Genomic DNA, 25,112 nt, shown 5'->3' on the forward strand with positions numbered 1-25,112 from the left:
TTATTTAAAGCTTCAGAAGGAATTTCGTCTTAGGACTCAATTACGAAGTGAAGTGAAAATTTTCATCGAAGAATGTTCAGCTTTTCTTGCCGAGTATCCGGTGAAGGTTTTTTGTCATAGAGATTTTCACGGAAGAAATCTTTTGATCAATTCTGGAAATCAAATTTGTATGATTGATTTTCAGGATGCGAGGATGGGGACTCCCTTTTACGATCTTTCAAGTATTCTTTACGATGCATACAGACCGATTTCTTTCGGAATGAGGCAAGGGCTCTATCAGCTTTTTTTAAAGCTTAGCGAGCAGAACTTTCCGAGATTCAAGGAATGTTATTATATCCAGTGTCTTCAACGTTCTTACAAAGCGCTCGGCTCTTACTTTTATTTGGTGGCCGATAAGAAGATGGACAAATACAGAATGAGTGTTTTAAACGCGCTCGATAATCTTTTGGAAGTCGTTCAAGCCGGTTTGTTTCCGGATCAACTCTATGTGTTCTTTTATCTGTTAAAAGAAGAACTTTTGTCCAATTCTTTATTTATGAAAGGAATAAAACGATGAAGGATCCGTTTTGAAATTTTTTATTCCCGCGGCCGGTTTCGGAACAAGAATGAAGGAGCTGACAAAAAACATTCCGAAGCCCTTACTTCCCATAAACGGAATTCCACTCATCTATTATTCTTTGTTCCAGGTTTGGAAACAAAACGCGGAAGGTGCGGTTGTTAACACACATTACATAGGAGAAAAGATCCGTAAAGAACTCGAAACGTTTTCTCTTTTTCCTTTGATATTTTCGGAGGAAAAAAAAGGAATCTTGGGAACCGCAGGAGGAATTAGAACCGGGCTAGAAAAAGCCGGTTGGATGGGAGAAACGATCGGGATCGTAAACCCGGACTTCCTTTATTTTCCAGAAAATCTTTTCCAAATTCCAAGTTCTCTTTCAGAAAACGATTGTCTTTTGTATCTTCTACCTCGACCGGAATCCGCGAATTATACCGGACTGGAACTCAACGACGGAAAGATCGTTTTCGGAAAGGGTAATCTATTTTATGTCGGAATTTCCGTATTGAACAGCGGTATTCTAAGCGAAATTCAACCGGAAACCTTTTTCGATCTTTCTTATATTTTTAAGGAGCTTGCCGCCAAACAAAGATTAGCTGGAAGATTGTTTCCTGGGGAAGCACTCGACTTGGGAGAAAAAGAATATTACCTTTCTTTAAAGGAAAAAGATTTTTCGGGACGTTTGGGTTCTCGCTGGGAAGAATTTTTGGAACTTTGCCGGATTCCTGCTCAGAGATAAGAAGCAACACACCAGGCGCAGATTTTACTTTCCGTTTGGATGGATTTCGGGATATTTTTGATCGGAATATCGTCCGGAATTTTAGAAAATAAAATCCGATCGTCCACGGTTCTTCCGCAATGACTACAAGGATTTGTTTGCCAAGGAGGTTCGTTTTCCTGTTTATGATTGTCTTTCGGAAAAGGAAAAATTTCCTTATCGTTCAAGATTTGTTCACGAATGCTTCCGTATTTCCCTTCGAGAGGAATTTCTATTCTGGAAGTATATATTCCTTCTCCGGTACTGATTCGAAACAACTCTGGTTTTAATCCGATTTCCCGGAGTGTCAGGATTGAAAATGCGAGTCCTAAGTCCTTACCTTCCTTGTCTTCGGGATAAAATTTATAGTAATCCATTAAATCCTTATATTCCATTGAGAATGCGATGTATTGTTTTAGAGATTCTTCCATAGAAGGAATTGCTTTAGAGTTATTTAATACTTCGGCGATAAGCATTGTGCGATTGTGACGGATGATTACTTTTAAGAATAGACCTTTCGCCTTTAGAGAGTTTCGTACCGAACGTAGGTCTAAGGTATTTAAGAATTTTCTAAATTCTTCTTCGTTGTAATCGAACGAATTTTGGTTCAAGAAATCGATTTCCTGAAAAAAGTATTCTCTTAGGTTGGAGATTCCGGCACGTAAAAGCATTTCCTGGATCACGGAACAAACAAAGGGAGCCAGATCGTTTTTGTCGTAGTTTTTGAGACAGAGGCTTACGAATTTTTCCAGATGCAGTCGGAAAATATTGTTGAATACATATCCCGTAAGTTCGATTCGTGCACCGGCCTTGATCATCTTAAGAAAATGAGGCCATCTTTTAAATTCTTGGTCCATTTTTTTTTGAGGAGAAAATTCCTCAAAAAAACTATCCAAGTTTTTTGAGAAAGAAAACCTATTTTTAGCTCGGTTAGGAAAAAGAATATATGCGAATTTTAGAATCTAGGAAGTCGATTTTTTCCAAGTTGAAATTTCGTTATATTTGATTTTGCGGAACAAGTATGCCAATCCCGGATCAAGAAGAGTAGATTCTGATTGACAAAATTTGAAGATCCGTAAGTTGCAAATAGTAATAAAGACAATATTTGGAATCAACTGTGACAAAAGTGAGGATCGAAGACCTAAATGCGTTTCATTCAATATGGCAAGAATAGCTGAAAGCGAACTATAAAACACATTTCCCCGTGAAGGCAAAACTAGAAGATTATACTAGAGTTATACGAGAGAAGGAGGAGGTAAATTCGATAGATTGAGAGTTTGGATGTTACAGAAATGGAATTGGAACCTATCCTGGAGGGAAGTGATTTTACCTTTGAATACGAATGGAATGTTTTTATGGATTAAAGAGAGGGAACTGAGAAGGAGTTCGAATTCTTCCTCCAACTGAACCGGCTCTTTATATTCGGATTCAACCCCGTTTATTGTCTGTTTGTGATTGTGAGGATGGAACTTCCCAGGAAAATTGCTGGAAGAGAGGATTGAAATAGACAGAAACGAAAACGCCAAAATATAGGTCGTTAGAGGAAAACCGATTTTGTTTCTGCACCTCTTCATTCTTTCATCCATCTCTCAATTTTAAAAGATGTCAAGTAAGAAAGTTGGTTTCCTTGAAAAGAAATTCAACCGAGGTCCTTCTTCCCAACATTACGGAAGTGTAACTTTGGTTTTTAGTTTCCGAGAATTCTTTTGCGCAGAAAGTCTCCCTCTTTTTCAAAGCCGACTTTATTCAAAAGGGCGAACATATTCTTTTTATATGCTTCTACTCCGGGTTGATCAAAAGGGTTTACGCCTAAAGAATAACCTGAGACCGCGCAGGAATATTCAAAAAAATACATTACTTCTCCCAAGGATTCGGGCGATATATCTGGAAAAATGAGTTCCAAACAGGGAACTCCGCCGTCCGCATGTGCAAGTAGGGTTCCGAGTCTGGCTTGTTCGTTCACGTGCCCGAGCGTGTTCCCCGAAAGAAAATTCAAAGAATCCAAATTGTCCGGAGTCGGCTTCAAAATCAAGTTTGAATGAACGTCGGAGGGGCTTAGAACTGTTTCGAATAAAATTCGTTTGCCTTCTTGAACGTACTGTCCGAGAGAATGTAGATCGGTCGTAAAGTCCATGGAGGCGGGAAAAATTCCCTTGTTCTCTTTTCCTTCGCTTTCCCCGAACAATTGTTTCCACCACTCGGAAATATATCGTAGTGAAGGATTAAAATTTGCTAATATTTCTATATGTCTTCCTTCGGATAAAAAATAATTCCTAAAGGCGGAATAATAGGTAGCCGGATTTCGAACGGGATCAGTTTCGGCGTGAAGATTTTTTAAAATATTCTGAGATCCTAATATAAATTTTCGAATTGGTATTCCCGCCGCCGCCAACGGAAATAACCCGACCGGGGTTAAAACGGAATATCTTCCTCCTACGTTATCCGGAATTGTAAACGTGTCGAACCCTTCCACGTCCGCAAACGTTTTTAGGGCGCCTTTCGAAGAATCTGTGGTAGCCACAACTCTTGAAGCTGCGGACGCTCCATACTTTTTACGAAGTAATTCCCACAATAGGCGAAACGCGATTGCTGGTTCCGTTGTCGTTCCTGATTTGGAGATGACGTTCACTGAAAAATCTCGGTCTTTGAGATATTCCATCAATTCGGACAAATATCTGGATTCGAGATGATGTCCCGCAAAAAAGATTTCCGGATTCCCTTTAGAGGATTGTTTGAAAAATGGAAGGGTCGCTTCTAGTACGGCTCTGGAACCGAGATAGGAACCTCCGATTCCGATTACGACGATTACTTCGGAAGAATCTCTTAATCGTTGGGCGACTTGGATGATTTTTTCGATTTCCGATTCTTTGATTTCTTTGGGAAGATTCAACCATCCTAAATATTCGTTTCCTTTTCCCTGGAAAGAATGAAGTGTGCGTCGAGAAAATTCCGCTTCCGTTAAAAAAGATTCGAATTTCCCGGAATGTACAAAGGAAGAAGCGAATCTGGTTTCTAATCGAATCATAATTTATTACGAAGTTCCCTTTTTACATTTCTAATGACGAAAACGTTCTAAATTGGGAACGCTTGCACAGTTTGGAAAAGCGAAATTGGCGGGCAAGAAAAATCCGAGTCGTACGTATGTCTTAAGAATCAATGACTTTCAAAGTTTCGAGGTTCTTTGTACTGGGAAATTACGATGCAAAAGGCGGAGAAGGATTGACTAGAACAAAACTTTTTAACAATGTTTTCGGGATTTCTAAAAAGGATCGAATGAATCAAGAGAACTTAACAAAAATTCTAAAAAGCGAATTCCCTTCGGACGGGGGAAACATTCGTTTTTTCTCGGCTCCTGGAAGAATCAACATAATCGGTGAGCATGTGGACTATGCGGGAGGAATCGTTCTTCCCGCGGCGATCGACTTTTCGATTCGAATTGCGATTCGTAAAAATAAAGAACAAAAATTTAGAATTTATTCCGTTTTTTCCGGAGAAAAAGTTGAAACGGAATCAATCGTGTTCGATTCCAAACGTCCTTGGATAAATTACGTTTATGGAGTGATCGAGGAGTTTCGAAAACTCAATTTCATTTCGGATTTTTTCGACCTGGTCGTCTGGGGAAATATTCCTCAAGGCGCGGGGCTTTCTTCTTCCGCCGCGTTTGAAGTCGCGGTTGCGTTTGCTCTTTGTGAAATTCACGACTGGAAACTTTCCAGAGAAGAAATCGCCTTGTTAGGCCAAAGGGCTGAAAATCATTTCGTCGGTGTTAATTGTGGAATTATGGATCAGTTTGTAATTTCCATCGCAAAGGAAGGTTTTTGTATCGCTCTCGATACGGAAAGTTTACGATACGATTTTCATGAGATGAATTTGGAAGGTTGCGAGTTTTATCTGATCGACTCAAAAGTAAAACATTCTCTGAAGGACAGCGACTACAATCGTCGTAGAAAAGAGGTGGAATCCGCGTTTCATAAAATCAAAAAACACAAACCTTCCATTCGAACGCTTTATCAAGCCGGACCGGAGGATTTGGAAAAAGATCTTAATGAAATCGAAATAAAAAGAGCAATGCATGTCATCGGAGAAAGATTAAGAACTTCGAAAGTAATCGAAAATTTAAAAAGCGGTAATGCGAAAACGGTAGGTGAAGTTCTTTTCGAATGCCATGATTCTCTTTCCAAAAACTACGAAGTTTCTTGTGACGAAACGGATTTTATCGTAGAAGAGCTTAAAGTCCAAGGAACTCTGGGTGCAAGAATGATTGGAGGTGGTTTTGGCGGTTGTATTTTGATACTGGACAAAGCGGGCAGGAAAAATACTTTGTTTGAAAGGATAAAAACTCGCCATTTCGGGAAATTCGGAATCGAGCCGGAATTATATTCGGTTCGAATCTCCGACGGAGTCAGGGAATTTTAAAAACCCGAAAACCGAGTGATAGATCTGATCGGTAAATGAATTATATCTTATTTTTTGAATATGTAGAGGGGTTCGTATCCGATTTTTTGGAATTTGAAAAATTAAAACCTGTCTCAAAACCTTAGAATTATAGGAATTGAACGACGAAAAAGATTGTTCGAAAGTCCATAACTACCCAAGAGACGTAATCTGCGGGAACTACTGCGTTTTGTTACGAACAGCCTAAGTGATTGTAATTGATTTATTGTAAGGTTTTGAGACAGGTTTTAAATTCTTGAATCCGAGCGGAAGAAGATTTGACGCGCATGCTCAGGATATTTATCAATTCAATCTCTCCGTCCTATGAAAAGTAGAAAATTAGAATATTCGAATCATATTCATCGTCTTTTGAGTTGTAGGAAATGTCCCAAAATGCAGGGCAATCCGGTTCACGGTTGTATTCCTTCCTCAAGAATTATTAGTCTAGGCCAGGCTCCCGGAATCCACGAAGAAAGATTTGGCAAACCTTTTGCCTATACAGCGGGAAAAACTCTTTTTGGCTGGTTCAAAAAAATAGGGATCGAGGAGGAAACTTTTCGAAGTAAGGTGAACATGTCCGCTGTTTGCAGATGTTTTCCTGGTAAGGCGAAAAGTGGGGATCGTAAACCGGACTTGGAAGAAGTGAAAAACTGTTCCGAGTTTCTCGAATTTGAAGTTCGTTTTCATAAGCCGGAACTTTTGATTCCTATCGGCAAACTCGCGATTGATCAGTTGTTTGAGTTTGGAAAATACAAGCTTGAAGACGTGATCGGTAAAACTTTTTCACGGGAATTCTATGGGGTCCGACTCGATTGGATTCCGTTGCCACACCCGTCCGGACTTAACGTATGGAATCATACGGAAACCGGTAAAAAATTGATACAAGAAGCATTGGATATACTCAAGAATCATCCGGTGATTCGGGAAGAATTTTTTCTTTGATCGAAGTTTTTCGGGGAACTTTCTATTCCTTGTAAAATGTAAGACGAACGAATGGAGAGATTCATACAGAAACTACAATAAGCCGACGATTGATCCTTTTTACTCCGAAATCAGGAAGTGGTAAATATTCAATTTTCTTTATCAATATTTCTGATTCCTATAGGAAACGTTTTGTCTTAACGGGAAATATGGAAAAATGGAACGGTGCAATTCTCATCGACGAGAATCGTTCTTTCGGCGATTCTTGTCTTGTATGGAATTGAGTCCCGGAAATCCTATCTTCGATTATTGTGTCCTTCCTTGTTTTATCTTTCTTGCCCGAGTCACCGACGTGTCAATCGGAACGATCCGAGTGATTCTTCTTACTAGAGAAAAGAAGGTAATTGCGGCCTCTCTCGGATTTTTAGAAGTTCTTCTCTGGGTTATCGTGATCACCCAGGTCATTAAAAATCTAAACAACGCCCTTTGTTATCTCGCATATGCGGGAGGATTTGCGACCGGCACCTTTATCGGAATGATTCTCGAAGAAAAACTGGCGATCGGTTTTTCTCTTTTGAGAATCATTTCTCCCACAAACGGAGATGAAATTGCAAACAAACTTTCCGAATCCGGATACGGAGTTACGACAATGAACGGGCAAGGAAGTCGCGGCCCGGTGAAAATCATTTTTACGGTTTTAAAAAGGAAGAAAATCGGTCAGGCAATGACGATCGTCAAAAACGTGGAGCCGGACGCATTCTATTCGATAGAAAACGCCCGAAGTACTAAGGTGTCCGAAGATTCTCCAGGACTTCTCAGAAGAGGAATCCTGGAAAGAATTCTAAAGGTTAGAAAGTAAGATTCTCGCTTTGAGCCTCTTTAGACCGGAATTTTAACGTAAAGCTTTTTGATTTCTTTTTGGATGAATTTCGGAAAGTTCATCTGATATTCATGAATCAGAAGTTTCCAATCGTCCTTGCGAATAAATTTTCTACAGTTTGTCGACCCGCAACCGCACTCAAAGGTTTGGTCGAAGTTTACGATGAAATTCGCGTAGTCAATGGTAAGCTCTTCTCCCGCTTGGATTTCCCTTTTTGCTACGATGTTATCATCCTGATCGTACCACATATTTGGATCGCAGGAGTGATTCATGAAATTGGAATGGTTGATGACATACTGATCGCTAGTAGGCCCGGTCACTAACCCGAAGTCCACATCGTATCCGTATTTCATGAAAATGTCCTTTTCGGATTCGGGAAGCGATTCAGCTTCGTCGACCGTTAGAACTTTCCATCCAAATTCTTCGTCTTCGATCCACTCGCTGTAACTGAACAGCAAGGTTCCCTTGGGGATGGTCTTCGTTGCGAAGGTTCCGTTTTCCCCGAATTTGTTGATTCGTTTTTCGATCATGCAGAAAGATCCCTGCGTTTATTGCCAATGGCAAAATTTTTATCTATCAAGAATGGTATAAAAAAAACTTCAATTAAAATACTTAATCCGAGTAATATTTAATGCAAGTTCTTGCTGACTTGTCTCATAAGAAAAACCCATTCTAAAAACATAAATAAATTTTCTAAGATCAACTTTCAAGGGGGCTGCGGCTTCAAGAAAGTCTCTCCTTCTTGTGTTTGAGACGAATCCATTTGTAAAATCTTAAGATTATTTCTGCTGACCAAGAAGAACTTGCAAAAAAGCCGATCTCAGTTTTGGGACTTTCTAGTTTCGGCCAAGACTTTATCTGTCTCTAAAAAACGAATCGCCGAAAATCGGTCTTTGATTTTTTCTTAGAGAAGTTTCACTTGTTCTTCGAAGTTCTCTCTTTGAAAAGAGAATCAAAGGTCGAAAAAATTTTTACGACATCGAAAGTTTTTCCGGATAGGTCGGAACCTTGGGAAAGATGAAAATCGGATAAACTGTTTTACCGTTGAATTTTTTTTCGACGAAACACCGAATTGCTTCTTGTTTAATCGGATCTAAAAGTGTGATGGATAGGATCGAATGTTTTGGGAGATGGATTTGAAAATACCAATTGATCGGGCTAAATATGTGTGTAGCCGTTTGTTAATGCGACATGAGAAGCTACATTGAAATTTTACGAAAAAAATTTCCGAAGATAAAAAATAGGAACTTCGTAGAATGATTCAAATCGCCGATTCTATACAGAATTTCTATTATTTTCCCTTAGGAAATTTTTTGAATGAGACTTTTTAGAAAAATAAAACCGGAAGAAGCTCCAAATACTCTCACACATCTTTATCTCAATCCGGAAAATTCTTCTTGGGCAAATCTAGGTTATTGGAAAGACACGACGGATTATCCGACTGCCTGTAAAACGTTGGCTCGACTCTTAGGCAAAAGAGCGGATCTCAAACAGGGACTCAAGGTATTGGACTTAGGTTTCGGATGCGGGGATCAGTTCTTTATCTGGAAGGAAGAATTTTTCCTAGACTTTGCCGATCTTATTGGAGTCAACGGTTCCTCGGTTCAAGTGAGGTTTGCAAAAAACCTGTTAGAGTCTCGATTTGATACTTTGCCTGAACTGATTTGTTCTCCCGTCGAAGCGGCGATCGTTTCTTTTCCGCATCAGTCTTTCGATCGAATCTTTTGTTTGGACAGCGCTTCTTTTTTTTCCGATCGAAAAGAGTTTTGCAAACAAGCCTTCCGTGTATTAAAACCTGGAGGTAGATTTGTTTCCGCAGAGTTGGTCTTAAAAAATTCTAGATTGGGAATTATAGACTCTTGGTTGAGAGATCTAGTTTGTACATTGAGTTCTATTCCTAAAAATAACCGAGTCACACCCGATTCCCTTTCCCAGCTTTTAAAGTCTTCCGGATTTGTATCGGATGGTTTTGATTTTTTAGAAGAAGATGTCTTCAGAGGATTCTCAAGTTTTCTCAAAAAGAAAACGAAAGATCCCTACATCCCGCAAAGGATCGCTCGTAAGTATTCCCGTTTTGCGGAATTTCTCGGCGGGGAAAAAATGAAAAGATATTTTCAATTTGTTCTTTATGCGGCCGTGAAACCGGGTTAAGAACGCATTGAATTCTCAACCCAACGTCTTACATCCAAGGAAGTGGAAACTCCCGCTTCTAATAGAGGAATTCCGTACCTTGCATAAGAACCGCAGAACCAGATTTTTCTTCCCGGTTGTTCCTGAAGGGCCTTTAAGTCTTCGGTGGTCTTTCGATTTTTCAGATCGATGATCGGTCTCTCGAATCGGGAACGGGAAATCAATGTTCCTTGTTGAGGTTCTTCCAATGGATTCCAGGTTTGAAAAATTTCGATCTTTCCGATTTCGGGAAGTACCTTGTTCAAACGAATCGTAGCCGAAGGTTTATCCGTTTCCGGCGAAAGAGTGAAACAAAGAGGAGCCCAATGTCTTTTTTTATTGGGCATAAAAGAAGAATCGGTGTGCATCAAAATTTCCGATTCTTCGTAGCGAAATGAGGAAAGAAGTTTTTTCTCCTGAGTCATTTCATTCGGAAGAAGCGGAATCGCCTGATTTGCCGGAGTGGCGACCACGACCCGATCGAATTCCTCCTTTCCGTCATCGAAAGAAACGAAAACTTTTTTTCCGTTCTGTTCGATTCTTTTGGGATTGGATTTTAGTCTAAGTTCTTTCGCTCCAATTGAAAGTTTTTCCGTGATGTCCCTAGTTCCCCGGCTGGCGGTTAAAAATCGCAGGAACTTCAATCCATTCGAGTGATATCGAATCACCGCTTCTGCCGGATAATTCTTAGCGCTTTTGAGTGTGCAGGTATTGATGGTGGCGAACATGGGGATCAGATACTTATCCTCGAATTCTTTCGAATATCTGAATCTTTGTAGGAATCCGGAGATCGTAAGTTGTTCTCCTTTGAGAGATTCCCATTGATTTGCGGATTCACTGTAGAAACGAATCGTGTCGGAAAAAATTTTTCTGGATTCCACGTTCTTAAAACAAACAGGAGAAACGAACGGATAGAACTTGCCGCCAAACCCAAAGGTGCTGAACTGAAAGTATGTGGATCCGTCCCTTTCGCTCAAAGAAAAGGAATAATCCACGGGTCTGAATTCGATTCCCGCTTCGTTGTACATTTCGACCAGACAAGGATAATAATTCTGTTTAAACGCTCGAAAAGGAACGTCGAAACGAAAAGTTCCGTCTTTTAATTCTACATCCGTTCCATGCGCATCCATTCCTGGAACTGAATGACGCTCGATCAAAACGACATCGTGTTCCTTGCTCAAATACCAACATGCGCTAAGTCCTGCGATTCCAGTTCCTAAGATTGCGATTTTCATATTCCGTTCTTAAAATTAGATTTGTTAAAAGAAAACATAGAAATTTTTTTCTTTCGAAATAAAAATCATATCAGAAAGGAGGACATAAAATTTGAAAGCCCAAAGATTCACAAATCGAATTTTAAGATGGAAAGTTATAGGAAAAATTTGTTCCGTTATTTCTTCTGTAACCGATTTGTCGAAGGATCGAATTTCCTTTTGAGGAGGGCGGAATGTTCCACTTGAGAGGATTGATTTTAATCTGTATCATATTCTTTTTTTCTACTTTGATGGCGGTTCCTAAAACGGAAAAAGCTACTTTTGCAGGCGGTTGTTTTTGGTGTATGGAAGGTCCGTTCGAATCTCTTCCGGGAGTGATTTCGGTTACTTCGGGTTATGCGGGCGGAAAAGAGGTCAATTCTACGTATGAAGACGTGAGTCATGGAAGAACGGGTCATAGAGAAAGCGTTCAGATCGAATTCGATCCTTCTAAGATTCGTTACGAGGAACTTCTAAAAGTGTTTTGGAAACAGATCGATCCGACGGATAACGGAGGACAATTTGCGGACCGAGGAAATCAGTATAAACCCGGAATTTTTTATCACAATCAATCTCAAAAAAAAGCAACGGAAGAATCCAAACGATCAATTGCAAAGTCCGGAAAGTTTTCCGGACCAATCATAGTCGAAATCCTTCCATTTACTTCCTTTTATCCCGCGGAAGATTATCATCAGAATTATTGTAAAACGCATCCGGAGCATTATAAGTTATATCGAAAAGGTTCAGGAAGAGAGGCTTACTTGGAAAGGATTTGGGGAAAACATTGAAACGAAAAGGATCAGAATCCTTTGCTCGTATTCGATCCTTTTCGTTCTTAGTTGAATGTTAGCAAAGACGAATCAAAAACATCGTGAGTCTTTGTAATTTATCCCTTCCTTGACCCGGTTGGGCTAAATCTTTTTCGATCGTCTTTCTGTAAATGGCCTTGAGATGATTCTTTAGAGTTCCTGAATGTACTCCGAGTTGTTGAATCAGAGAGGCCCTTGTTTGACCAGCGACTAAACGTTCGCAGATTTTTGCTTCTTGGCATGTTAGACCGTAATCTTTTTGAAGTTGAGAAAAAAGCAATTCTCTGGCTTTTTCGCTCTGACCACCTTCTACAGAAATCAAATTCTCTTCGGGTGTGTTCGTTACTTTCTCATCTTTCGAAGGAATGTCCACTCTACACAGGAAATTTGAAATGTTTCCCGTTTCGTCCCGAAGAGGTGTAATTCTTTCTTTCCAGGAAATCGTTTCCCCCGATCCATTTCGGTTTAAAAAATTTCCTTCATATTCTTTTCCGGAAAGAATAGTTTTCCATAATTCTTCATAAAAATTCGGGTCATGGACGCCTGCTTGAAATAATCTTGGATTCTTCCCGATCAGCTCGTTTCGGTTGTAACCGGAAAGAGTTTCAAAAACGGGGTTAATGTATTCAATCATACCGCACCGATTCGTGATGAACATCGCGTGTGGGTATTGATAAAAATAAGAAATTAAAATCGAGGAAAGATTCATATTTTTCTTACCTCCTCAATTTTGATTTTCATGGTAGACATAGATCCCTCCCTATCTCTTAAGGAATAAGCGATTCTTCTTTATATTGAACCGCTATAAACATACCTAAGTATTTAGTTCGATTCGTCAACTAAGAGGTCTTTAAAAATCCTTCGAAATGTTGATAAAATCAGAAAATTGAATGAGTTAAGTAATGGACAAGCGAGTTTAATCGATAATATTTATCGAATTAATATCGTGATTCTATAAAGAAGAATTCGTATGTTTTTTCTTGTATGATATTAGACGAACAAAGATAAATTTATGAAACAAAGTTTAATGCCGAAAAAAAATCTGATCGGAATCGGAACCCGCACAAAAAATGCGGACGAAATGGGGAAAGACGGAAAAATTCCAGAGCTCTGGAAAAAATTTTTTTCCGAAATCTTGCCAAAACTTAAAAGAACGGAGGACTTCATCTATGCGGTTTATAAAGATTATGAAAACAACGAAAACGGAGAGTATTTTTACTTTATTGGAATTCCTTCCGATGAAAAAAATCTTTTCGAAACCGTTCAACTTCCGGAAGGGCGATATTTAGAACTGTCTTCCTTAAAAGGAAAAGTTCCGGAGGTTATCGTTCAACTCTGGCAGAGCGTTTGGTCCAACCTGGAATTAAAAAATAGAAGAGCTTTTAAAGTAGATTACGAAATCTATCCGATGGACTTTTCAACCACACCCGAAACTCAAGTTCTACTATTTCTTTCGGATAAATTTTAGATGTTAGTGTGGATTAAGATTTTATAAGGAATGAGGTTCCTTGATAGATGGGTGACAACTTCGGTTCCACTGATGAATTTGACCGTATGATAGATCTTCAACTTGTTATAGGTGATAAAAAATTCTCCTCTTGGTCCATGCGTCCTTGGATTTTATTAAAAGAAAATAATATACCTTTCACGGAAATTTCACTTACTTTGAATACTCCGGAGTTTCACGAAAAAATCAGATTTTATTCTGACGCGGGCAAGGTTCCGGTTCTTGTGGACGGTGATGTCAGAATCTGGGACACTTACAGCATTGTAGAATATTTGGCTGAGACCTTTCCCGAAAAAAATCTTTGGCCGAAGAATAAAACTTTACGAGCCGTTGCCCGATCGATTGTTGCGGAGATGCACTCCGGTTTTGCCGATCTCAGAAAAAATTTATCGATGAACTTAGTCGAAAAACTTCATGGAAAAACGTTTTCCGAAGAGGTTTGGAAGGATATTCGAAGAATCGAATTCATCTGGAAAAAATGTTTGGACTCTTATCAAGGACCTTTTCTGTTCGGAAAGGAATTTACGATTGCGGATGCGTTTTATGCGCCTGTCGTGGGAAGGTTTATTACTTATGGAATCAAGACAGGTTCGGAAACAAGTGAATATGTTTCTAAGATCAGCAATCTTTCTTCTTATAAGGAATGGGTCGACGGCGCTTTGAAAAAGGGACAATCATAATCAAATGGTTTGCGTCTCTATTTCTAAATCTAACTTTTTGTAAAATAGTTAATTCAGATATTCTAATGTATTTGCTATAAGATACAAAGAAAGCCTCCATAAGATCATCTTGTCTGATGGATTATCGGAGAGATTCATTTTCTTTGTAAACGGAGTGCGTTCAGAACTACGGAAACCGAACTAAGAGCCATGGCTCCACCCGCGATCCAGGGGGTTAGTAGTCCTGCGGCGGCGATCGGAATTCCCAGTGTGTTGTAGAACAAAGCCCAGAATAGATTTTGTCGAATATTATAAACGGTCTTCTTGCTTATGGAAAACGCGTTTACGATCGAAACCAGATCTCCGTTTACAATTACCACGTCTGAAGATTCCATAGCTACATCCGTTCCGGTTCCCATACTTATTCCAAGATCCGCAACGACCAGAGCAGGGGCGTCGTTGATTCCGTCTCCCACCATTGCTACTACTTTTCCGGTGTCCATTAGTTTCTTTATTTCCTTTGCCTTTCCTTGGGGAAGAATTTCGGCTAACACTTGTTCGATGCCGCAGATGTTCGCGATCGCGCGGGCCGTCCTTTCGTTATCTCCCGTAATTACGTAAATTTTCATACCGAGAGATTGTAGTTTTTCGACTGCGATTGGAGTTGATTCTTTGATCGTGTCCGCTAGACAAAGAATCGCCAAGTGAATTCCGTCCAGACTTAGGTGAACGACTGTGTTTCCTTCTTCTTCTCTGATTCGTTTTAGATCCAGGAGTTTAGGATTCAACTCGATTCCCCTTTTGCAAAACAATTGATCTGTGCCGATCAAGATCTTTTTCCCCTGTACAGAAGCGGAAATACCTCCTCCCGGGATCGTTTCGAAATTTTCAGGCATAGAAAGCAAAAGCCCTTTTTCTTTGGCGGATTCTACGATCGCTTTGGAAAGTGGATGTTCCGATTCTTGTTCTGCGGAAGCGGCTAACGTGAGTAGGAGATTTTCTTCCTGAGAATTTAAACTTTCAAGACCTTTGAGAGTGTGCTTTCCTTGAGTTAGAGTCCCGGTCTTATCGAAAACGATTGTGTCTACTTTATGAGCGATTTCTAATGCTTCTGCAGTTCGAAACAAAATTCCCAGAGTGGCTGCTTTTCCCGAGCCAGTTAGGATAGAAATCGGAGTTGCTAAACCTAAGGCACAAGGACAGGCAATTACGAGAACTGCTATCGCCTTTTCCAGAGCTCCGGAAAAATGAGAGGGTTCTATCCAAAAATACCACAAAAACAATGTAAGAATCGAAATTAAAATGACTACCGGAACAAAAATTCCGGAAATTTGATCCGCGATTCTTTGAATCGGAGCTTTGGAACCTTGCACTTCCCGAACCACTCGGATAATCTCGGAAAGCAAAGTATCTTTTCCTACTTTAGAAGCTCTGAGTTTTAAAACTCCGTTTTGATTTAAAGAACCGCCGTAAAGAGGGCTGGAAACCGTCTTTTCTACGGGAATACTTTCTCCGGTTAGCATTGATTCGTCGACGGAGGAGTTTCCTTCCTCTACGGTTCCATCCACAGGAATCGTTTCTCCCGCCTTTATCAAAAGTAGATCTCTGGGACGAACGGCAAACAACGGGATTTCTTGAATTTCTCCGTTTTGAATGACTCTTGCGTTTTTGGGTTGTAAAGCGACTAAGGATTGAATTGCTCTTGAAGATTTTCCTTTTGCGATATGTTCCAAAAATTTTCCGAAAAGTATCAAAGTAATCAATATGGAAGAGGTTTCGTAATAGAGTGGAATTTTTTCGTGAGTGTGTGTTCCGAATTCAAGAAAGGTCCGATAGACGCTGTAGAAATATGCGGCGGATGTTCCTAAAACGACGAGTACGTCCATATTTGCTCCTCTGTTTCGAATAGCCCGAAAACTTCCTTTGTAGAAAGATGCGCCGATCCAAAATTGGACCGGAGTGGCGAGGATAAATTGTAGCAAAGGGTTCATTATAAAAGAAAAATATTCAAAAATTTGATTGTTTTCTATATGTCCGATCATGCCGAAAACCATGGGAAAGGACAAAAGGGCGGATATGAAAACGCGGACTTTCAAGTTTTTGAATTCTTTTTCGTGCGCTTTTTCGGCTTCTCCGTGGATTTCAAGGTCTTCGTGAACAAAGGCTCGGTAACCGAGAGAATCGATCTTGTTCAACAGAAGTTCTTTCTCTACCGAAGATTCGAATTCCACTTTTGCGGTTTCCATAGCAAAGTTAACTGTCGCATCCTTTACTCCCGGAACTTTCTTGAGTCCTTTTTCGATCCTAAGCGCACAATTCGAACAAGTCATTCCGATGATATCTAATGTGATCTCTCTGGAAAAAATTTCGTTTTTAACATTCATTTTATTTCACCCGGAATATACCCTTCCTCCGTGAGAATCGATTTGATTTTAGATAATTCTTCCGGAGTTCCTTCTCCTTGATAAACGACTTCTTTTTTCCCCAGATTTGCTTTTCCCGTTAATCCGATTTTTCTTAGAGCGGATTCTACGGTTCTTAAACAATGGGAACAGGTCATTCCTTCCAATGCTAATTTGATTTCTTTCATTTCATTTTCCTTTTATTTTCATTTAAGAATATGATTTATAGTGTTTATAAACTCTTCTAAGATTTTAGAATCATTTTCTCTAAACCTTTCGATTACACTAGTTTGGATATGGCTTCTGAGTAAAATTTTAGACATGCCGTCCAAAGCCGACTTTATAGACCATATAGACAAAATTGATTTTTAAGTATTCTTTGTTAAGAGAAAATGTGTTAATACGACAATATTCTTTTGGAACCATATCGAAATTTATTTTACCACTTGGGCGCATAAAAATGGTATCAAAAATTAAGGGACGATTTTTGCAAAGATATAGAAGTCCTCACAAGATTGCACCGAATTAAAAATTGTTGGCTTTTTTGAAGAAGATCTAACATTCTAACTTTTGAAATAAATTTATTACTTTATTTTTTAATACGTCTGAGTAGTAAATAAAGCGGTCTTTCTGTTTGGAATATACAAACAACTTTGAAATTCCTTGCGATTGACCGTCTTAAAATATTGAATGCAATGGTGAAGAAATATAAGACCGGAGTTCATTTAATTTTCTGAAGTTTTTTCCAGCCAATAATAAAAAACTGGGAGAATCACCAGAGTTAATAATGTGGAAGATATAATTCCCCCGATCACTACGGTTGCCAGAGGTTTTTGCACTTCCGATCCGAGCCCTGAACCGAACGCCATCGGTAGAAATCCGAAAGACGCTACAAGCGCCGTCATGATTACGGGGCGAATTCGGCTGGTAGCTCCTTTTAAAACCGCTTCTTTTAGGGAAATGTTTTTTTCTTCGCGAGTCCTGTGGATCGTATCCAATTTGACGAGCCCATTTAGCACGGATATTCCGCATAACGCGATGCATCCCACAAAAGCGGAAACGCTTAAATCCATCCCTCTTAAAAAGAGAAACCAAATTCCTCCGGTTAATGCAAACGGAACACAAAAGAATACGAGTAGGGCTTGACGAACCGATTTCAGGCCTAGATATAGAACCACAAAAATCATCAAAAATGTAGTAGGGAGTATGACGGATAATTTCTCTTTTGCCTTCGAAAGATTTTCAATTTGTCCACCCCAGAACACGGAATAACCTTGAGGGATATTTATATTTGAAATTTTATCCTTGGCTTCAGAATAGAATCCCTCTAAGTCTCTTCCACGCAGATTCACCGAAACCGCCACAAATCTTCTGGATTTATTTCTGGAGATGGTCATGATTTTTTCTTTTTTTTCGATAGAAGCTAGAAGTTTAATCGGAATCATCCCTCCGTCCTGTGTTCCTACTCCTATATTCGATATTTCGGATTCACGATTTCTGAATTCTTCGGAGAGTCGGATTTTAATTGGAAACCGAACTTCCTCCTCGTAGTATCCTCCTAATTCAAATCCACTCATAGAAGCCTCGACTACGTTATTAAATAAAGGAAGAGATATATTATAATATTTTAATCTAGATGGATCGGGAACGATATCAATCGCTGTGGATTTCCGAAGAGCCATGATTGGATCGAGTTCCACTTCCGCCGCTCCCGGAATCTTATGTAGATTTTCTTTCAAAGAATTCTGTAATTCTAAAAGAGTATTTAGGTCCTTTCCGAGAATTCTTACACTGATATCCGCTCTACTTCCTTCCAGAAGTTCGTTGAATCTTGCTTCCAAAGGTTGGCTAAGAGTCAGTTCTGATTTCGGATAGTTTTCCTGGACTTTTTTATGGATTCGGTTTAAAAAATTCTCCCAATTTTTTTCCTTTAATAGATCTTCCAGGGATTCTTTTTTAAGAATGATAAACGTGTCGGCGTTGAATGTTCCCATAGGGTCGTTTGCTACAGAACTGGTTCCGATTCTGGAGAACACGCTCTGGATCTCGGGCATTTGCATTAGGATTTTTTCTACTTCCTTTTGTTCTTTCAAACTTTCTTCTATACTAATATTCCCTTCTCTTACGATTACGAGCATCAAGTCTCCTTCCATCAATTTCGGAAGAAAAACCGTTCCCATTCTGGAATAGATGAATAGGGTAAGCAGGAAAAACACAATAGATCCGATTACAATTGGTTTCGGTTTATTTAATAGGATCGAAAGCCGCGTTTCATACAACGTTACAACTTTACTTTTTTTTACTTCTCGGTTTGAGATATCTCTTGTTGGGGTAATAAAAAAGAACAACAAAGGAGGGAGAAAAAACACCGCCAAAATTAAACTAAAACCCAACGCTAGAAGGACGGTTTCAGCCATTGGACGAAACATCTTTCCTGATATTCCGTCTAACGTTATAATCGGAACATATACGAGCATAATGACTACGATTCCGAAAGAGACTGGTTTTAAAACTTCCAAAGACGCGTTCAGGATTATTTTGATCTTTTCCTCGCGATTGATAATGGAATTCTTTTCAAATCGCACCAGAACGTTTTCGGTAATCACGATGGAAGCGTCCACAAGGAGGCCGAAGTCGATTGCTCCTAGACTCATTAGGTTGGCGGAAATTCCGAAAACCCTCATAAAAATCGCAGTTAAAAGCATTGATCCTGGAATGATCGCCGCGACAATAATCGAAGCCTTTATGTTGAAAAGAATGAAACATAAGGTCAAAATTACTAGAATCGCGCCTTCAGAAAGATTTTTAGTCACGGTTCGAATTGTGGAATGGATCAGAAACGATCTTTCTAGAAGAATTCTGACTTGTACGTCCTCCGGGAGATCTAAACGGAACACGGCTCGATTGAGGTCTGCATTGACTTGATAACTGTTTTCCCCCCGTAACATCATAGCGGTTCCTAAAACAATTTCCTTCCCTTCAGAACTTGCTCCGCCTAATCTTTGTTTGCCGTGTTCTTTCACCTGCGCTATATCGGAAACTCGGATCGGTGAACCTGTGAGAGTACGACGAACCGTAACCTCAGACAAAGAGTTTAGGTTTTTCTTAATTCCATACGCCCTAACGATGGAGAGTTTTCCTTCGTTTTCGATAAAACCTCCCCCGAAACTTTCTCCGATCGTAGATAATTCTCCAATCAATTGATCAATCGTGATTCCCAAAATTCGCATTTTGGAAGGATTTAGATCGATATGAATTTCTTTTTCGTATCCTCCGTTGGAATCCACTTCTACGATTCCAGGCACAAGAGATTTTAACTGAGGACGAACCATATAATCCTGTACGGTTCTCAAATAAAGTAACCGATCCTTTTCCGGGAGAAATGTCAATTTACTTCCTGGCTTTGCTTCCACAGTATAAAAGAAAATTTCCCCGAGTCCGGTCGTATTTGGAACGATCGTGGGAACAATTCCTTTCGGAAGTTTTTCTTTGGCGCTTGTAATTCTCTCTAAAACCATACTTCTGGCTTGATAAATATCCGTACCCTCCTTGAAAATCAAAGATATATTAGAAAGTCCGAATTTAGATATAGAACGAACGTCGATCAAATTCGGCATCCCCATTAGTTCGGTTTCAAGTGGAAATGTGATCACTTTTTCAATTTGCTCCGGATCCAAGGAACCCGTTTTGACGGTTACGATTACCTGCGTATTCGTAATATCGGGAACCGCGTCGATCGGCACTTCGTTCAAAGTAAAAAAAGAATATATGAATAAAAATAATGCGGTTCCAACGGAGAGGATCGGATTATTTAAGCTGATATTCAAAAGTTTGGACAGCATTTTGAAACGTTCCTATGATTTCTTTTTCGTTCGTGATATACAGTAGATTGAGTAGCGCTTCAAGGTGAGCGATTTGTGCGTCTAATATCGCGTGATGAGTTTCGTGAAGCTGGTTTTCCAATTCCAGATAACTCAACATTAAAATTCTCCCTTTTTTAAATTCTCCATCTGCATAGATCAGGTCTTTTTCTATTTCGTCTAACTTTGATAAATTAAAAAGTTTGAGATTAGTTTTGGACTGTTCGTAATCTAAAAAGGCTTGTTTAAAGGCAGTTTTTACGAGGTTTTCCTGATGGTGAAAAATTCCCTGCTTGGATTTTACGTTAACCTCGGCAGCCGAAATTTTATTTTGAAATTGATCCCATATCGGAATCCTAAATTTAAGACCAAAGTCGTAAAATCGATTAGAGACTCCCGATCGGTCTTCTCCTATTTGACTGACGATGGAGTAGTCCGGATATTTTTCTAAGTTTGCGAGATTGAGTTCCGTCTTTGCCTTTTCGATTTCTTCTTTGGCCGCCATAAGAATCAAATTTTGTGAAAGTGCTTTGATCTGAAGTTCGTTGAAATTAAATTTCACTCCTTCCGAAAAAAAAGGGATTCGGAGCGAAGGAATCGATTCGAGCATAAGATATAAATTCATAGCCTCGTATTGTTTATACGAATCCAATTCAAGATCGTTGAAATGTTTTCGCAGAGCCAAAATTTTTCTTTGAATTATAAATAGGTCTGTCTTTGCCTGCGGAGTTATGAAAGGTCTCGCACGGATGTAACTTTCCAAGATCGATAATCTTTTAAGACGTTCCTTAACGTGATTTCTTTTACCCACGGAAACTAAATAACGATAAGTGAACCTGAGCGCGTTGAACCGAATCGAATTGTTTGCTTCCGCGAGTTGGATTTCTTTAATTTTGGAATCGTTATCCACCAAAAGTTGGCGCAGTTCCTTGCGGCCCGGAAAATATACGGGTTGTTCGAACTGAAGCGCATACTCCGCTCCTCTTTCGTTGGCCGCGCTTCTTTGACCGTAATCCAGAGTCAAAAAAGGATTTTGAGTTTTTCCTTGTTGTTTACGCTGGTAAAAAAGCGATTCCAAATCCGCATTTAAGGAAAGGAGTAACGGAGAATTTTTTTCTGCCAAGTCAAGAATAGTCCGGATGTCTAATTCTGAACTAACTTCGGATCGAATCGGTAAAAAGAAAAGAACGGAAAGAAACATGAAATTCGACAAAACGTTTGTGCTTGAGGATCCGTTGTAAAAATTTTTGATTAAACTCGATAATAATTTCAAGAAATAGAATATACTCTTATGAGTTTCAGAAATGTGGCTTCGTTTCAAGCGCATAGATTATCTCCTCGAAGTAAAGGAAGTTTTTCTCAAGTTTCTAAGATAGAGTGGAACATATACAGTTCGATCCGATTTCAGAAACCGAAAGAAGATGATGGGAGAGAAGGTTGAGGATTAAATCAAAAGACGGACGGAACTAAGGGGAACCCTATTGGAATTTATTTCTAACAATTTGGGAACGAATTCAATTCGTAAAACGGAAGGATAGAACGGGAAGAAGATATTTGTCGAATAAATATGAGGTGGAATAAAAAACGACTTTAAGGATTTGGAAAGATGAGAATCCACGAGAACGATCGAACTGGAATCCCATTCGCAACCGGAGGTCTTTTCAGAATTCGATTCTTGATGACAAGAAGTCGAAGTTTCGACAATTCTATTTATTTTAGAATCGAATCCACAGATTGGTCCGCAATTCAAAATCAACACAAGAACGGATAACAAAGTGCATCCGATCCACGTTTTAAAAATTGAAGAAACCATATCTCCAGCTTACCATACCTCAGAGCTTGTCAACGGAAAAAGCGATTTTAAGGCTTTTTCAATCACTATTTATCATTCCCCAAAACTTCGCCTTAAAAATGAAATGAGCCGTCGAGCCTATTTCAAGTCGTTTTTTATCGTCCTTCAAAATAAATTCCCGTTAGATAGAATATTCAAAAATATGAATTTACTTATTCTTCTAAACGATAAATGTCTTATCGCGGCTCTTTTTCATATACGATCAATGGGGATTAATGCGTTTCGAATTTATAGCGGAAAATGTCATAGTCGCGAAAATCCTTGTTTATATCTATGTTGAGATCCAGGAGCATACCTTCTTTGAGATTGTACACCCAGCCGTGAAGTTGAAGATCGTTTCCCTGACTCCACGCGTTTTGAACGATCGTAGTCATACATAGGTTATAAACTTGTTCTCTCACGTTTAGCTCTACGAGTTTTTTGTGTTTTTCATCCTCGTCTAAAATTCCGGAAAGTTCTTTTCGGTTCATTCGGTAAACCTGTTTGATATGTCTAAGCCAAGCGTCGATCAATCCGTGGTATTTACCGTCTGTTGCCGCCTTGACTCCGCCGCAACCGTAATGACCGCAAACGACGATATGTTTGACTTTCAGAACTTCGACGGAATATTGAAGAACCGACATCAGATTCATGTCCGTATCTATTACTAGGTTTGCGATGTTTCTGTGGACAAAAAGTTCGCCTGCGTTTGTACCCGTCATTTCATTGACCGAAATTCTACTGTCGGAGCACGATATAAGAAAATACTTCGGAGTCTGACCTAAAGCAAGATTCTTAAAGTAATCCGGGTCTTTTAAAAGTTTTTCTTCTACCCAAATCCGATTGTTCTCGAAAAGTTTTTGATAATCTTGTTGGATGATCGGGTCCAAGGGTTTGTTTTTAATCTTCTGATAAGAAGAGGTTACGTCGATAATTTCCACTTTGATATTGCGGAACTCGGCTACGATCTTAAAGTCTTCGATGATTTCCAAAACGTCTGGATCGATATATTTAGACTTGGAACCGTCTATGATCAAATGTGCGTTATCCGGAACTTTATCCAATTTGTACAACATGCTCGATTTGTTCAAAAAAGACACGTCTTCGGAAAGATCGATCTTTACCTCGACTCCGTAAGTCATTTCCTTTTTGTTGAATTCGTAAGGATTCAGGATGTTCCTTCTTACGATAAAGAACACGGAAAATAAACAACCGATTCCGATTCCGATAAGAACGTCTGAGAAAACGATTCCAATTAACGTTGAGATGAATGGAATAAATTGATCCATTCCTTTTCGGTATTGTGTTTGGAGAATTTTATAATCCGTAAGTTTGTAGCCTACGACCAAGAGTACGGCCGCCAAAGAAGCCAAAGGAATTTTTGAAATCCAAGTCGGAATCAAAATCAGGGATAAAAGAATCAGTAAGCCGTGTAGGAATGCGGAAAATCTAGTTTTCGCCCCGGCTTGTAAATTTGTGGAACTTCGAATGATTACAGACGTGATGGGTAATCCGCCAAAAATCGCAGAGAATAAATTTCCGGTTCCTTGGGCAACGAGCTCGCGGTTTTTGGAGACGATCCTTCTTTGAGGATCTAACTTTTCGATTGCATCCAGGTTCAATAAGGTTTCAAGACTCATCACGAGACAGATCTTAATCGCGGTCAGATAAATCGCCTGATTTTTCCATTGGGAAAAACTCGGGAAATGATTCCCTTGAAAAAAGTCGGTAATCCCGTTTAATTGAATCGGTTGGATCATATGCTCTGAACCGACGGCGATACCCAATTCGAAAATTTTAAAAACTTCGTTTAACAAAACACTGACTAAAATTGCGACTAAAGATCCATGGATTATGAATTTTTTATGTAGTTTCAGCTTTTCCCAGATCAAAATTAAAATCAAGGAAACAGAAGATAGAATGATTGCTCCGGGAGTAAAACGATGAAACGCGGTCAGGATCTCTGAAAAGGTATTTTCCTGGTCTTGTTGAAAAAAGACCATATCTCCTTCGTAATCCATATCGTAACCGATTGCGTGTGGAATCTGTTTTAAGATTAAAACCGCTCCGATTGCCGCTAACATCCCCTTAATGACCGAAGACGGGAAAAAATTGCTTAGAATTCCTGCTTTCAGAAATCCTAATATGATTTGTAAAACTCCGGCTAGACAAAAAGCAAAAAGAAAGTCGTTAAAACTTCCTAATGTTTGAATCGAATCGAAAACAATTACTGTAAGTCCCATGGCGGGACCGCTCACGGATAGAGGTGATTTGCTTAACAGAGAAATTACGATGCCTCCCACAATACCGCTAATCAAACCGGAAACGATAGGTGTACCTGATGCAAATGCAACTCCGATACAAAGGGGAAGAGCGACCAAAAAGACGACGATACTAGAGGAAAAATCGTGTCTCAAGTCGTTCCAAGAAACGTTAGGAAAAAAGTATAAGATATTCATATAGACTCCTTCGGGTCGAGGCCCGAAAATTTTGAAATTGCTAAGTCGTGAGATGAAGGTTTTCCGGAGGTGGGTTTTCTATTTCCGAAAAATGTTGAATAAGAATTTGTTCGACTGGGTCACCGTAACAGACCATTTCTAAATCGTAATCGAATGTAAACTTATCTTCTTGAGATACGAGATCTTCTAGTTTGAGTTCAGTCGCTTTTTCCTTTTCGGTTTCTGGGGCTTCGGAAGATTCGCTTGCGGTTGTTGATGTCGGGAGATTTTTACCGAAGACACTGGATTGGGTCCATACAGTTGCACAATAGAAAGTCAGAGCAACGTAGAGAAAAACAAAAAGTTTATGGCTCAAGCAGTTTAGAAATTTCATAGGCTTTTTAATGAGAACACTTTGTAAGTTGTTTTGTAATGGAAAAGCATTTTAAAACAAGTCGTTCGTTTGAAATTTGAATCGCATCGCTTTAGGTGCGGTCGATTCTCATTAAAAATATGTGTTATAGGTGCCTTACAAGTTAAAGTCTGTTCGTTTTTCATAAGAATCGACGCACTTGACTTAAACGGGAAATCTTTTGGTTGAAATCCGATCAAAGCCGGGATTTGGAGTTTGTCCCA

At 39.4% G+C, this 25,112-nt stretch carries 23 protein-coding genes and 1 pseudogene (1 of these 24 only partly in view); 10 read left to right on the top strand and 14 right to left on the bottom strand.

Annotated features, from left to right (window positions below; translation table 11 throughout):
- Positions 1 to 556, top strand: partial view of an aminoglycoside phosphotransferase family protein gene (locus LEP1GSC190_RS03325; RefSeq protein WP_002761606.1) — the 3' portion only. Its footprint begins 443 nt before the window's first position; 556 of the gene's 999 nt are visible here — the last part of the coding sequence; its start codon lies off the left edge, out of view; it ends in the stop codon at positions 554 to 556.
- Positions 557 to 566: 10 nt separating this feature from the next.
- On the top strand, positions 567 to 1,295 hold the full coding sequence (locus LEP1GSC190_RS03330) for a nucleotidyltransferase family protein (RefSeq protein WP_002761552.1): 729 nt from the start codon (positions 567 to 569) through the stop codon (positions 1,293 to 1,295).
- Here LEP1GSC190_RS03330 and LEP1GSC190_RS03335 read toward each other — a convergent pair.
- From LEP1GSC190_RS03335 to LEP1GSC190_RS03345, 3 genes are all read right to left on the bottom strand, one after another.
- Entirely contained in the window at positions 1,286 to 2,170 is an 885-nt protein-coding gene (locus tag LEP1GSC190_RS03335; protein WP_036035487.1) for a hypothetical protein, read from the bottom strand. The two genes, LEP1GSC190_RS03330 and LEP1GSC190_RS03335, sit on opposite strands and share 10 nt — an antisense overlap.
- A gap of 378 nt (positions 2,171 to 2,548) precedes the next feature.
- Complete coding sequence (locus tag LEP1GSC190_RS03340) at positions 2,549 to 2,887, bottom strand: hypothetical protein (protein ID WP_002761420.1); 339 nt, start codon at positions 2,885 to 2,887, stop codon at positions 2,549 to 2,551.
- A 113-nt stretch (positions 2,888 to 3,000) separates the two neighbouring features.
- Positions 3,001 to 4,338, bottom strand: coding sequence for a glucose-6-phosphate isomerase (locus LEP1GSC190_RS03345; protein ID WP_002761560.1), 1,338 nt, complete (start codon positions 4,336 to 4,338; stop codon positions 3,001 to 3,003).
- A gap of 248 nt (positions 4,339 to 4,586) precedes the next feature.
- Between LEP1GSC190_RS03345 and galK the strand changes: the two genes are divergently transcribed.
- From galK to LEP1GSC190_RS03365, 4 genes are all read left to right on the top strand, one after another.
- Positions 4,587 to 5,729, top strand: coding sequence for a galactokinase (gene galK, locus LEP1GSC190_RS03355; RefSeq protein ID WP_036035490.1), 1,143 nt, complete (start codon positions 4,587 to 4,589; stop codon positions 5,727 to 5,729).
- A 411-nt stretch (positions 5,730 to 6,140) separates the two neighbouring features.
- On the top strand, positions 6,141 to 6,689 hold the full coding sequence (locus LEP1GSC190_RS03360) for a uracil-DNA glycosylase family protein (RefSeq protein WP_004281203.1): 549 nt from the start codon (positions 6,141 to 6,143) through the stop codon (positions 6,687 to 6,689).
- Positions 6,690 to 6,778: 89 nt separating this feature from the next.
- Positions 6,779 to 6,952 (top strand): hypothetical protein, encoded by a 174-nt coding sequence (locus LEP1GSC190_RS19635; RefSeq protein ID WP_002761506.1) that lies wholly within the window; start codon positions 6,779 to 6,781, stop codon positions 6,950 to 6,952.
- Positions 6,943 to 7,527: a DUF2179 domain-containing protein gene (locus tag LEP1GSC190_RS03365; protein WP_002761478.1), complete on the top strand. Its 585-nt coding sequence runs from the start codon at positions 6,943 to 6,945 to the stop codon at positions 7,525 to 7,527. Before LEP1GSC190_RS19635 ends, LEP1GSC190_RS03365 begins: the two co-directional genes overlap by 10 nt.
- Positions 7,528 to 7,547: 20 nt before the next feature.
- Here LEP1GSC190_RS03365 and LEP1GSC190_RS03370 read toward each other — a convergent pair whose 3' ends face one another.
- Complete coding sequence (locus LEP1GSC190_RS03370; RefSeq protein ID WP_002761565.1) at positions 7,548 to 8,078, bottom strand: SET domain-containing protein; 531 nt, start codon at positions 8,076 to 8,078, stop codon at positions 7,548 to 7,550.
- Positions 8,079 to 8,865: 787 nt separating this feature from the next.
- Here LEP1GSC190_RS03370 and LEP1GSC190_RS03380 point away from each other — a divergent pair.
- On the top strand, positions 8,866 to 9,699 hold the full coding sequence (locus tag LEP1GSC190_RS03380; protein ID WP_002761416.1) for a class I SAM-dependent methyltransferase: 834 nt from the start codon (positions 8,866 to 8,868) through the stop codon (positions 9,697 to 9,699).
- On the opposite strand, the gene LEP1GSC190_RS03385 is transcribed toward LEP1GSC190_RS03380, so the two are convergent.
- On the bottom strand, positions 9,696 to 10,952 hold the full coding sequence (locus tag LEP1GSC190_RS03385; protein WP_002761610.1) for an NAD(P)-binding protein: 1,257 nt from the start codon (positions 10,950 to 10,952) through the stop codon (positions 9,696 to 9,698). The two genes, LEP1GSC190_RS03380 and LEP1GSC190_RS03385, sit on opposite strands and share 4 nt — an antisense overlap.
- Positions 10,953 to 11,164: 212 nt before the next feature.
- Between LEP1GSC190_RS03385 and msrA the strand changes: the two genes are divergently transcribed.
- Complete coding sequence (gene msrA, locus LEP1GSC190_RS03395; RefSeq protein ID WP_004281189.1) at positions 11,165 to 11,758, top strand: peptide-methionine (S)-S-oxide reductase MsrA; 594 nt, start codon at positions 11,165 to 11,167, stop codon at positions 11,756 to 11,758.
- Between the two features lie 58 nt (positions 11,759 to 11,816).
- Here the strand turns inward: msrA and LEP1GSC190_RS03400 are convergent, their stop codons facing one another.
- The gene (locus LEP1GSC190_RS03400) at positions 11,817 to 12,488 is read right to left on the bottom strand and encodes a PAS domain-containing protein (protein WP_002761605.1); all 672 of its coding nucleotides are present in this window, start codon (positions 12,486 to 12,488) and stop codon (positions 11,817 to 11,819) included.
- 303 nt (positions 12,489 to 12,791) lie between these two features.
- Here LEP1GSC190_RS03400 and LEP1GSC190_RS03405 point away from each other — a divergent pair, with 303 nt between their 5' ends.
- Together LEP1GSC190_RS03405 and LEP1GSC190_RS03410 are read left to right on the top strand one after the other, a co-directional pair.
- Positions 12,792 to 13,247: a GyrI-like domain-containing protein gene (locus LEP1GSC190_RS03405; RefSeq protein ID WP_036035458.1), complete on the top strand. Its 456-nt coding sequence runs from the start codon at positions 12,792 to 12,794 to the stop codon at positions 13,245 to 13,247.
- Between the two features lie 86 nt (positions 13,248 to 13,333).
- Positions 13,334 to 13,966 (top strand): glutathione S-transferase family protein, encoded by a 633-nt coding sequence (locus LEP1GSC190_RS03410; protein WP_036035493.1) that lies wholly within the window; start codon positions 13,334 to 13,336, stop codon positions 13,964 to 13,966.
- 134 nt (positions 13,967 to 14,100) lie between these two features.
- On the opposite strand, the gene LEP1GSC190_RS03415 is transcribed toward LEP1GSC190_RS03410, so the two are convergent.
- The 8 genes and pseudogenes from LEP1GSC190_RS03415 to LEP1GSC190_RS03445 all read right to left on the bottom strand — a co-directional run bounded on the left by LEP1GSC190_RS03415 (position 14,101) and on the right by LEP1GSC190_RS03445 (position 24,870).
- Positions 14,101 to 16,329 (bottom strand): heavy metal translocating P-type ATPase, encoded by a 2,229-nt coding sequence (locus LEP1GSC190_RS03415; protein WP_004281159.1) that lies wholly within the window; start codon positions 16,327 to 16,329, stop codon positions 14,101 to 14,103.
- Entirely contained in the window at positions 16,326 to 16,535 is a 210-nt protein-coding gene (locus LEP1GSC190_RS03420; protein ID WP_004281097.1) for a heavy-metal-associated domain-containing protein, read from the bottom strand. Before LEP1GSC190_RS03420 ends, LEP1GSC190_RS03415 begins: the two co-directional genes overlap by 4 nt.
- Before the next feature lie 18 nt (positions 16,536 to 16,553).
- Positions 16,554 to 16,700 (bottom strand): annotated as a pseudogene (locus tag LEP1GSC190_RS03425) (metal-sensing transcriptional repressor); the annotation flags it as partial.
- Between the two features lie 372 nt (positions 16,701 to 17,072).
- The gene (locus tag LEP1GSC190_RS03430; protein WP_004281166.1) at positions 17,073 to 20,189 is read right to left on the bottom strand and encodes an efflux RND transporter permease subunit; all 3,117 of its coding nucleotides are present in this window, start codon (positions 20,187 to 20,189) and stop codon (positions 17,073 to 17,075) included.
- A complete protein-coding gene (locus LEP1GSC190_RS03435; protein WP_237578356.1) occupies positions 20,155 to 21,378 on the bottom strand; it encodes a TolC family protein in 1,224 nt (407 codons plus the stop codon). The genes LEP1GSC190_RS03430 and LEP1GSC190_RS03435 overlap by 35 nt, the downstream gene beginning before the upstream one ends.
- A gap of 273 nt (positions 21,379 to 21,651) precedes the next feature.
- Positions 21,652 to 22,020: a hypothetical protein gene (locus LEP1GSC190_RS20075; protein WP_051019786.1), complete on the bottom strand. Its 369-nt coding sequence runs from the start codon at positions 22,018 to 22,020 to the stop codon at positions 21,652 to 21,654.
- 251 nt (positions 22,021 to 22,271) lie between these two features.
- A complete protein-coding gene (locus tag LEP1GSC190_RS03440) occupies positions 22,272 to 24,497 on the bottom strand; it encodes a SulP family inorganic anion transporter (RefSeq protein ID WP_002761621.1) in 2,226 nt (741 codons plus the stop codon).
- Positions 24,498 to 24,537: 40 nt separating this feature from the next.
- Positions 24,538 to 24,870, bottom strand: a complete 333-nt coding sequence (locus LEP1GSC190_RS03445) for a hypothetical protein (RefSeq protein WP_173380565.1) — start codon at positions 24,868 to 24,870, stop codon at positions 24,538 to 24,540.
- Between the last annotated feature and the right edge of the window lie 242 nt (positions 24,871 to 25,112).

This window comes from Leptospira mayottensis 200901116 (assembly GCF_000306675.2).
GTDB classification, from domain to species: Bacteria; Spirochaetota; Leptospiria; order Leptospirales; family Leptospiraceae; genus Leptospira; species Leptospira mayottensis.

Excerpts from the sequence above, each read along its gene's own strand:
- LEP1GSC190_RS03415 (WP_004281159.1), bottom strand. The coding sequence starts at position 16,329 with ATGAATGTTAAAAACGAAATTTTTTCCAGAGAGATCACATTAGATATC.
- LEP1GSC190_RS03410 (WP_036035493.1), top strand. The coding sequence starts at position 13,334 with ATGATAGATCTTCAACTTGTTATAGGTGATAAAAAATTCTCCTCTTGG.
- msrA (WP_004281189.1), top strand. The coding sequence starts at position 11,165 with ATGTTCCACTTGAGAGGATTGATTTTAATCTGTATCATATTCTTTTTT.
- LEP1GSC190_RS20075 (WP_051019786.1), bottom strand. The coding sequence starts at position 22,020 with ATGGTTTCTTCAATTTTTAAAACGTGGATCGGATGCACTTTGTTATCC.
- LEP1GSC190_RS03340 (WP_002761420.1), bottom strand. The coding sequence starts at position 2,887 with ATGAAGAGGTGCAGAAACAAAATCGGTTTTCCTCTAACGACCTATATT.
- LEP1GSC190_RS03370 (WP_002761565.1), bottom strand. The coding sequence starts at position 8,078 with ATGATCGAAAAACGAATCAACAAATTCGGGGAAAACGGAACCTTCGCA.
- LEP1GSC190_RS03440 (WP_002761621.1), bottom strand. The coding sequence starts at position 24,497 with ATGAATATCTTATACTTTTTTCCTAACGTTTCTTGGAACGACTTGAGA.
- LEP1GSC190_RS03385 (WP_002761610.1), bottom strand. The coding sequence starts at position 10,952 with ATGAAAATCGCAATCTTAGGAACTGGAATCGCAGGACTTAGCGCATGT.
- LEP1GSC190_RS03360 (WP_004281203.1), top strand. The coding sequence starts at position 6,141 with ATGCAGGGCAATCCGGTTCACGGTTGTATTCCTTCCTCAAGAATTATT.
- LEP1GSC190_RS03380 (WP_002761416.1), top strand. The coding sequence starts at position 8,866 with ATGAGACTTTTTAGAAAAATAAAACCGGAAGAAGCTCCAAATACTCTC.
- LEP1GSC190_RS03445 (WP_173380565.1), bottom strand. The coding sequence starts at position 24,870 with ATGAAATTTCTAAACTGCTTGAGCCATAAACTTTTTGTTTTTCTCTAC.
- LEP1GSC190_RS03335 (WP_036035487.1), bottom strand. The coding sequence starts at position 2,170 with ATGGACCAAGAATTTAAAAGATGGCCTCATTTTCTTAAGATGATCAAG.
- LEP1GSC190_RS03345 (WP_002761560.1), bottom strand. The coding sequence starts at position 4,338 with ATGATTCGATTAGAAACCAGATTCGCTTCTTCCTTTGTACATTCCGGG.
- LEP1GSC190_RS03400 (WP_002761605.1), bottom strand. The coding sequence starts at position 12,488 with ATGAATCTTTCCTCGATTTTAATTTCTTATTTTTATCAATACCCACAC.
- LEP1GSC190_RS03405 (WP_036035458.1), top strand. The coding sequence starts at position 12,792 with ATGAAACAAAGTTTAATGCCGAAAAAAAATCTGATCGGAATCGGAACC.
- LEP1GSC190_RS03430 (WP_004281166.1), bottom strand. The coding sequence starts at position 20,189 with ATGCTGTCCAAACTTTTGAATATCAGCTTAAATAATCCGATCCTCTCC.
- galK (WP_036035490.1), top strand. The coding sequence starts at position 4,587 with ATGAATCAAGAGAACTTAACAAAAATTCTAAAAAGCGAATTCCCTTCG.
- LEP1GSC190_RS03365 (WP_002761478.1), top strand. The coding sequence starts at position 6,943 with ATGGAATTGAGTCCCGGAAATCCTATCTTCGATTATTGTGTCCTTCCT.
- LEP1GSC190_RS03420 (WP_004281097.1), bottom strand. The coding sequence starts at position 16,535 with ATGAAAGAAATCAAATTAGCATTGGAAGGAATGACCTGTTCCCATTGT.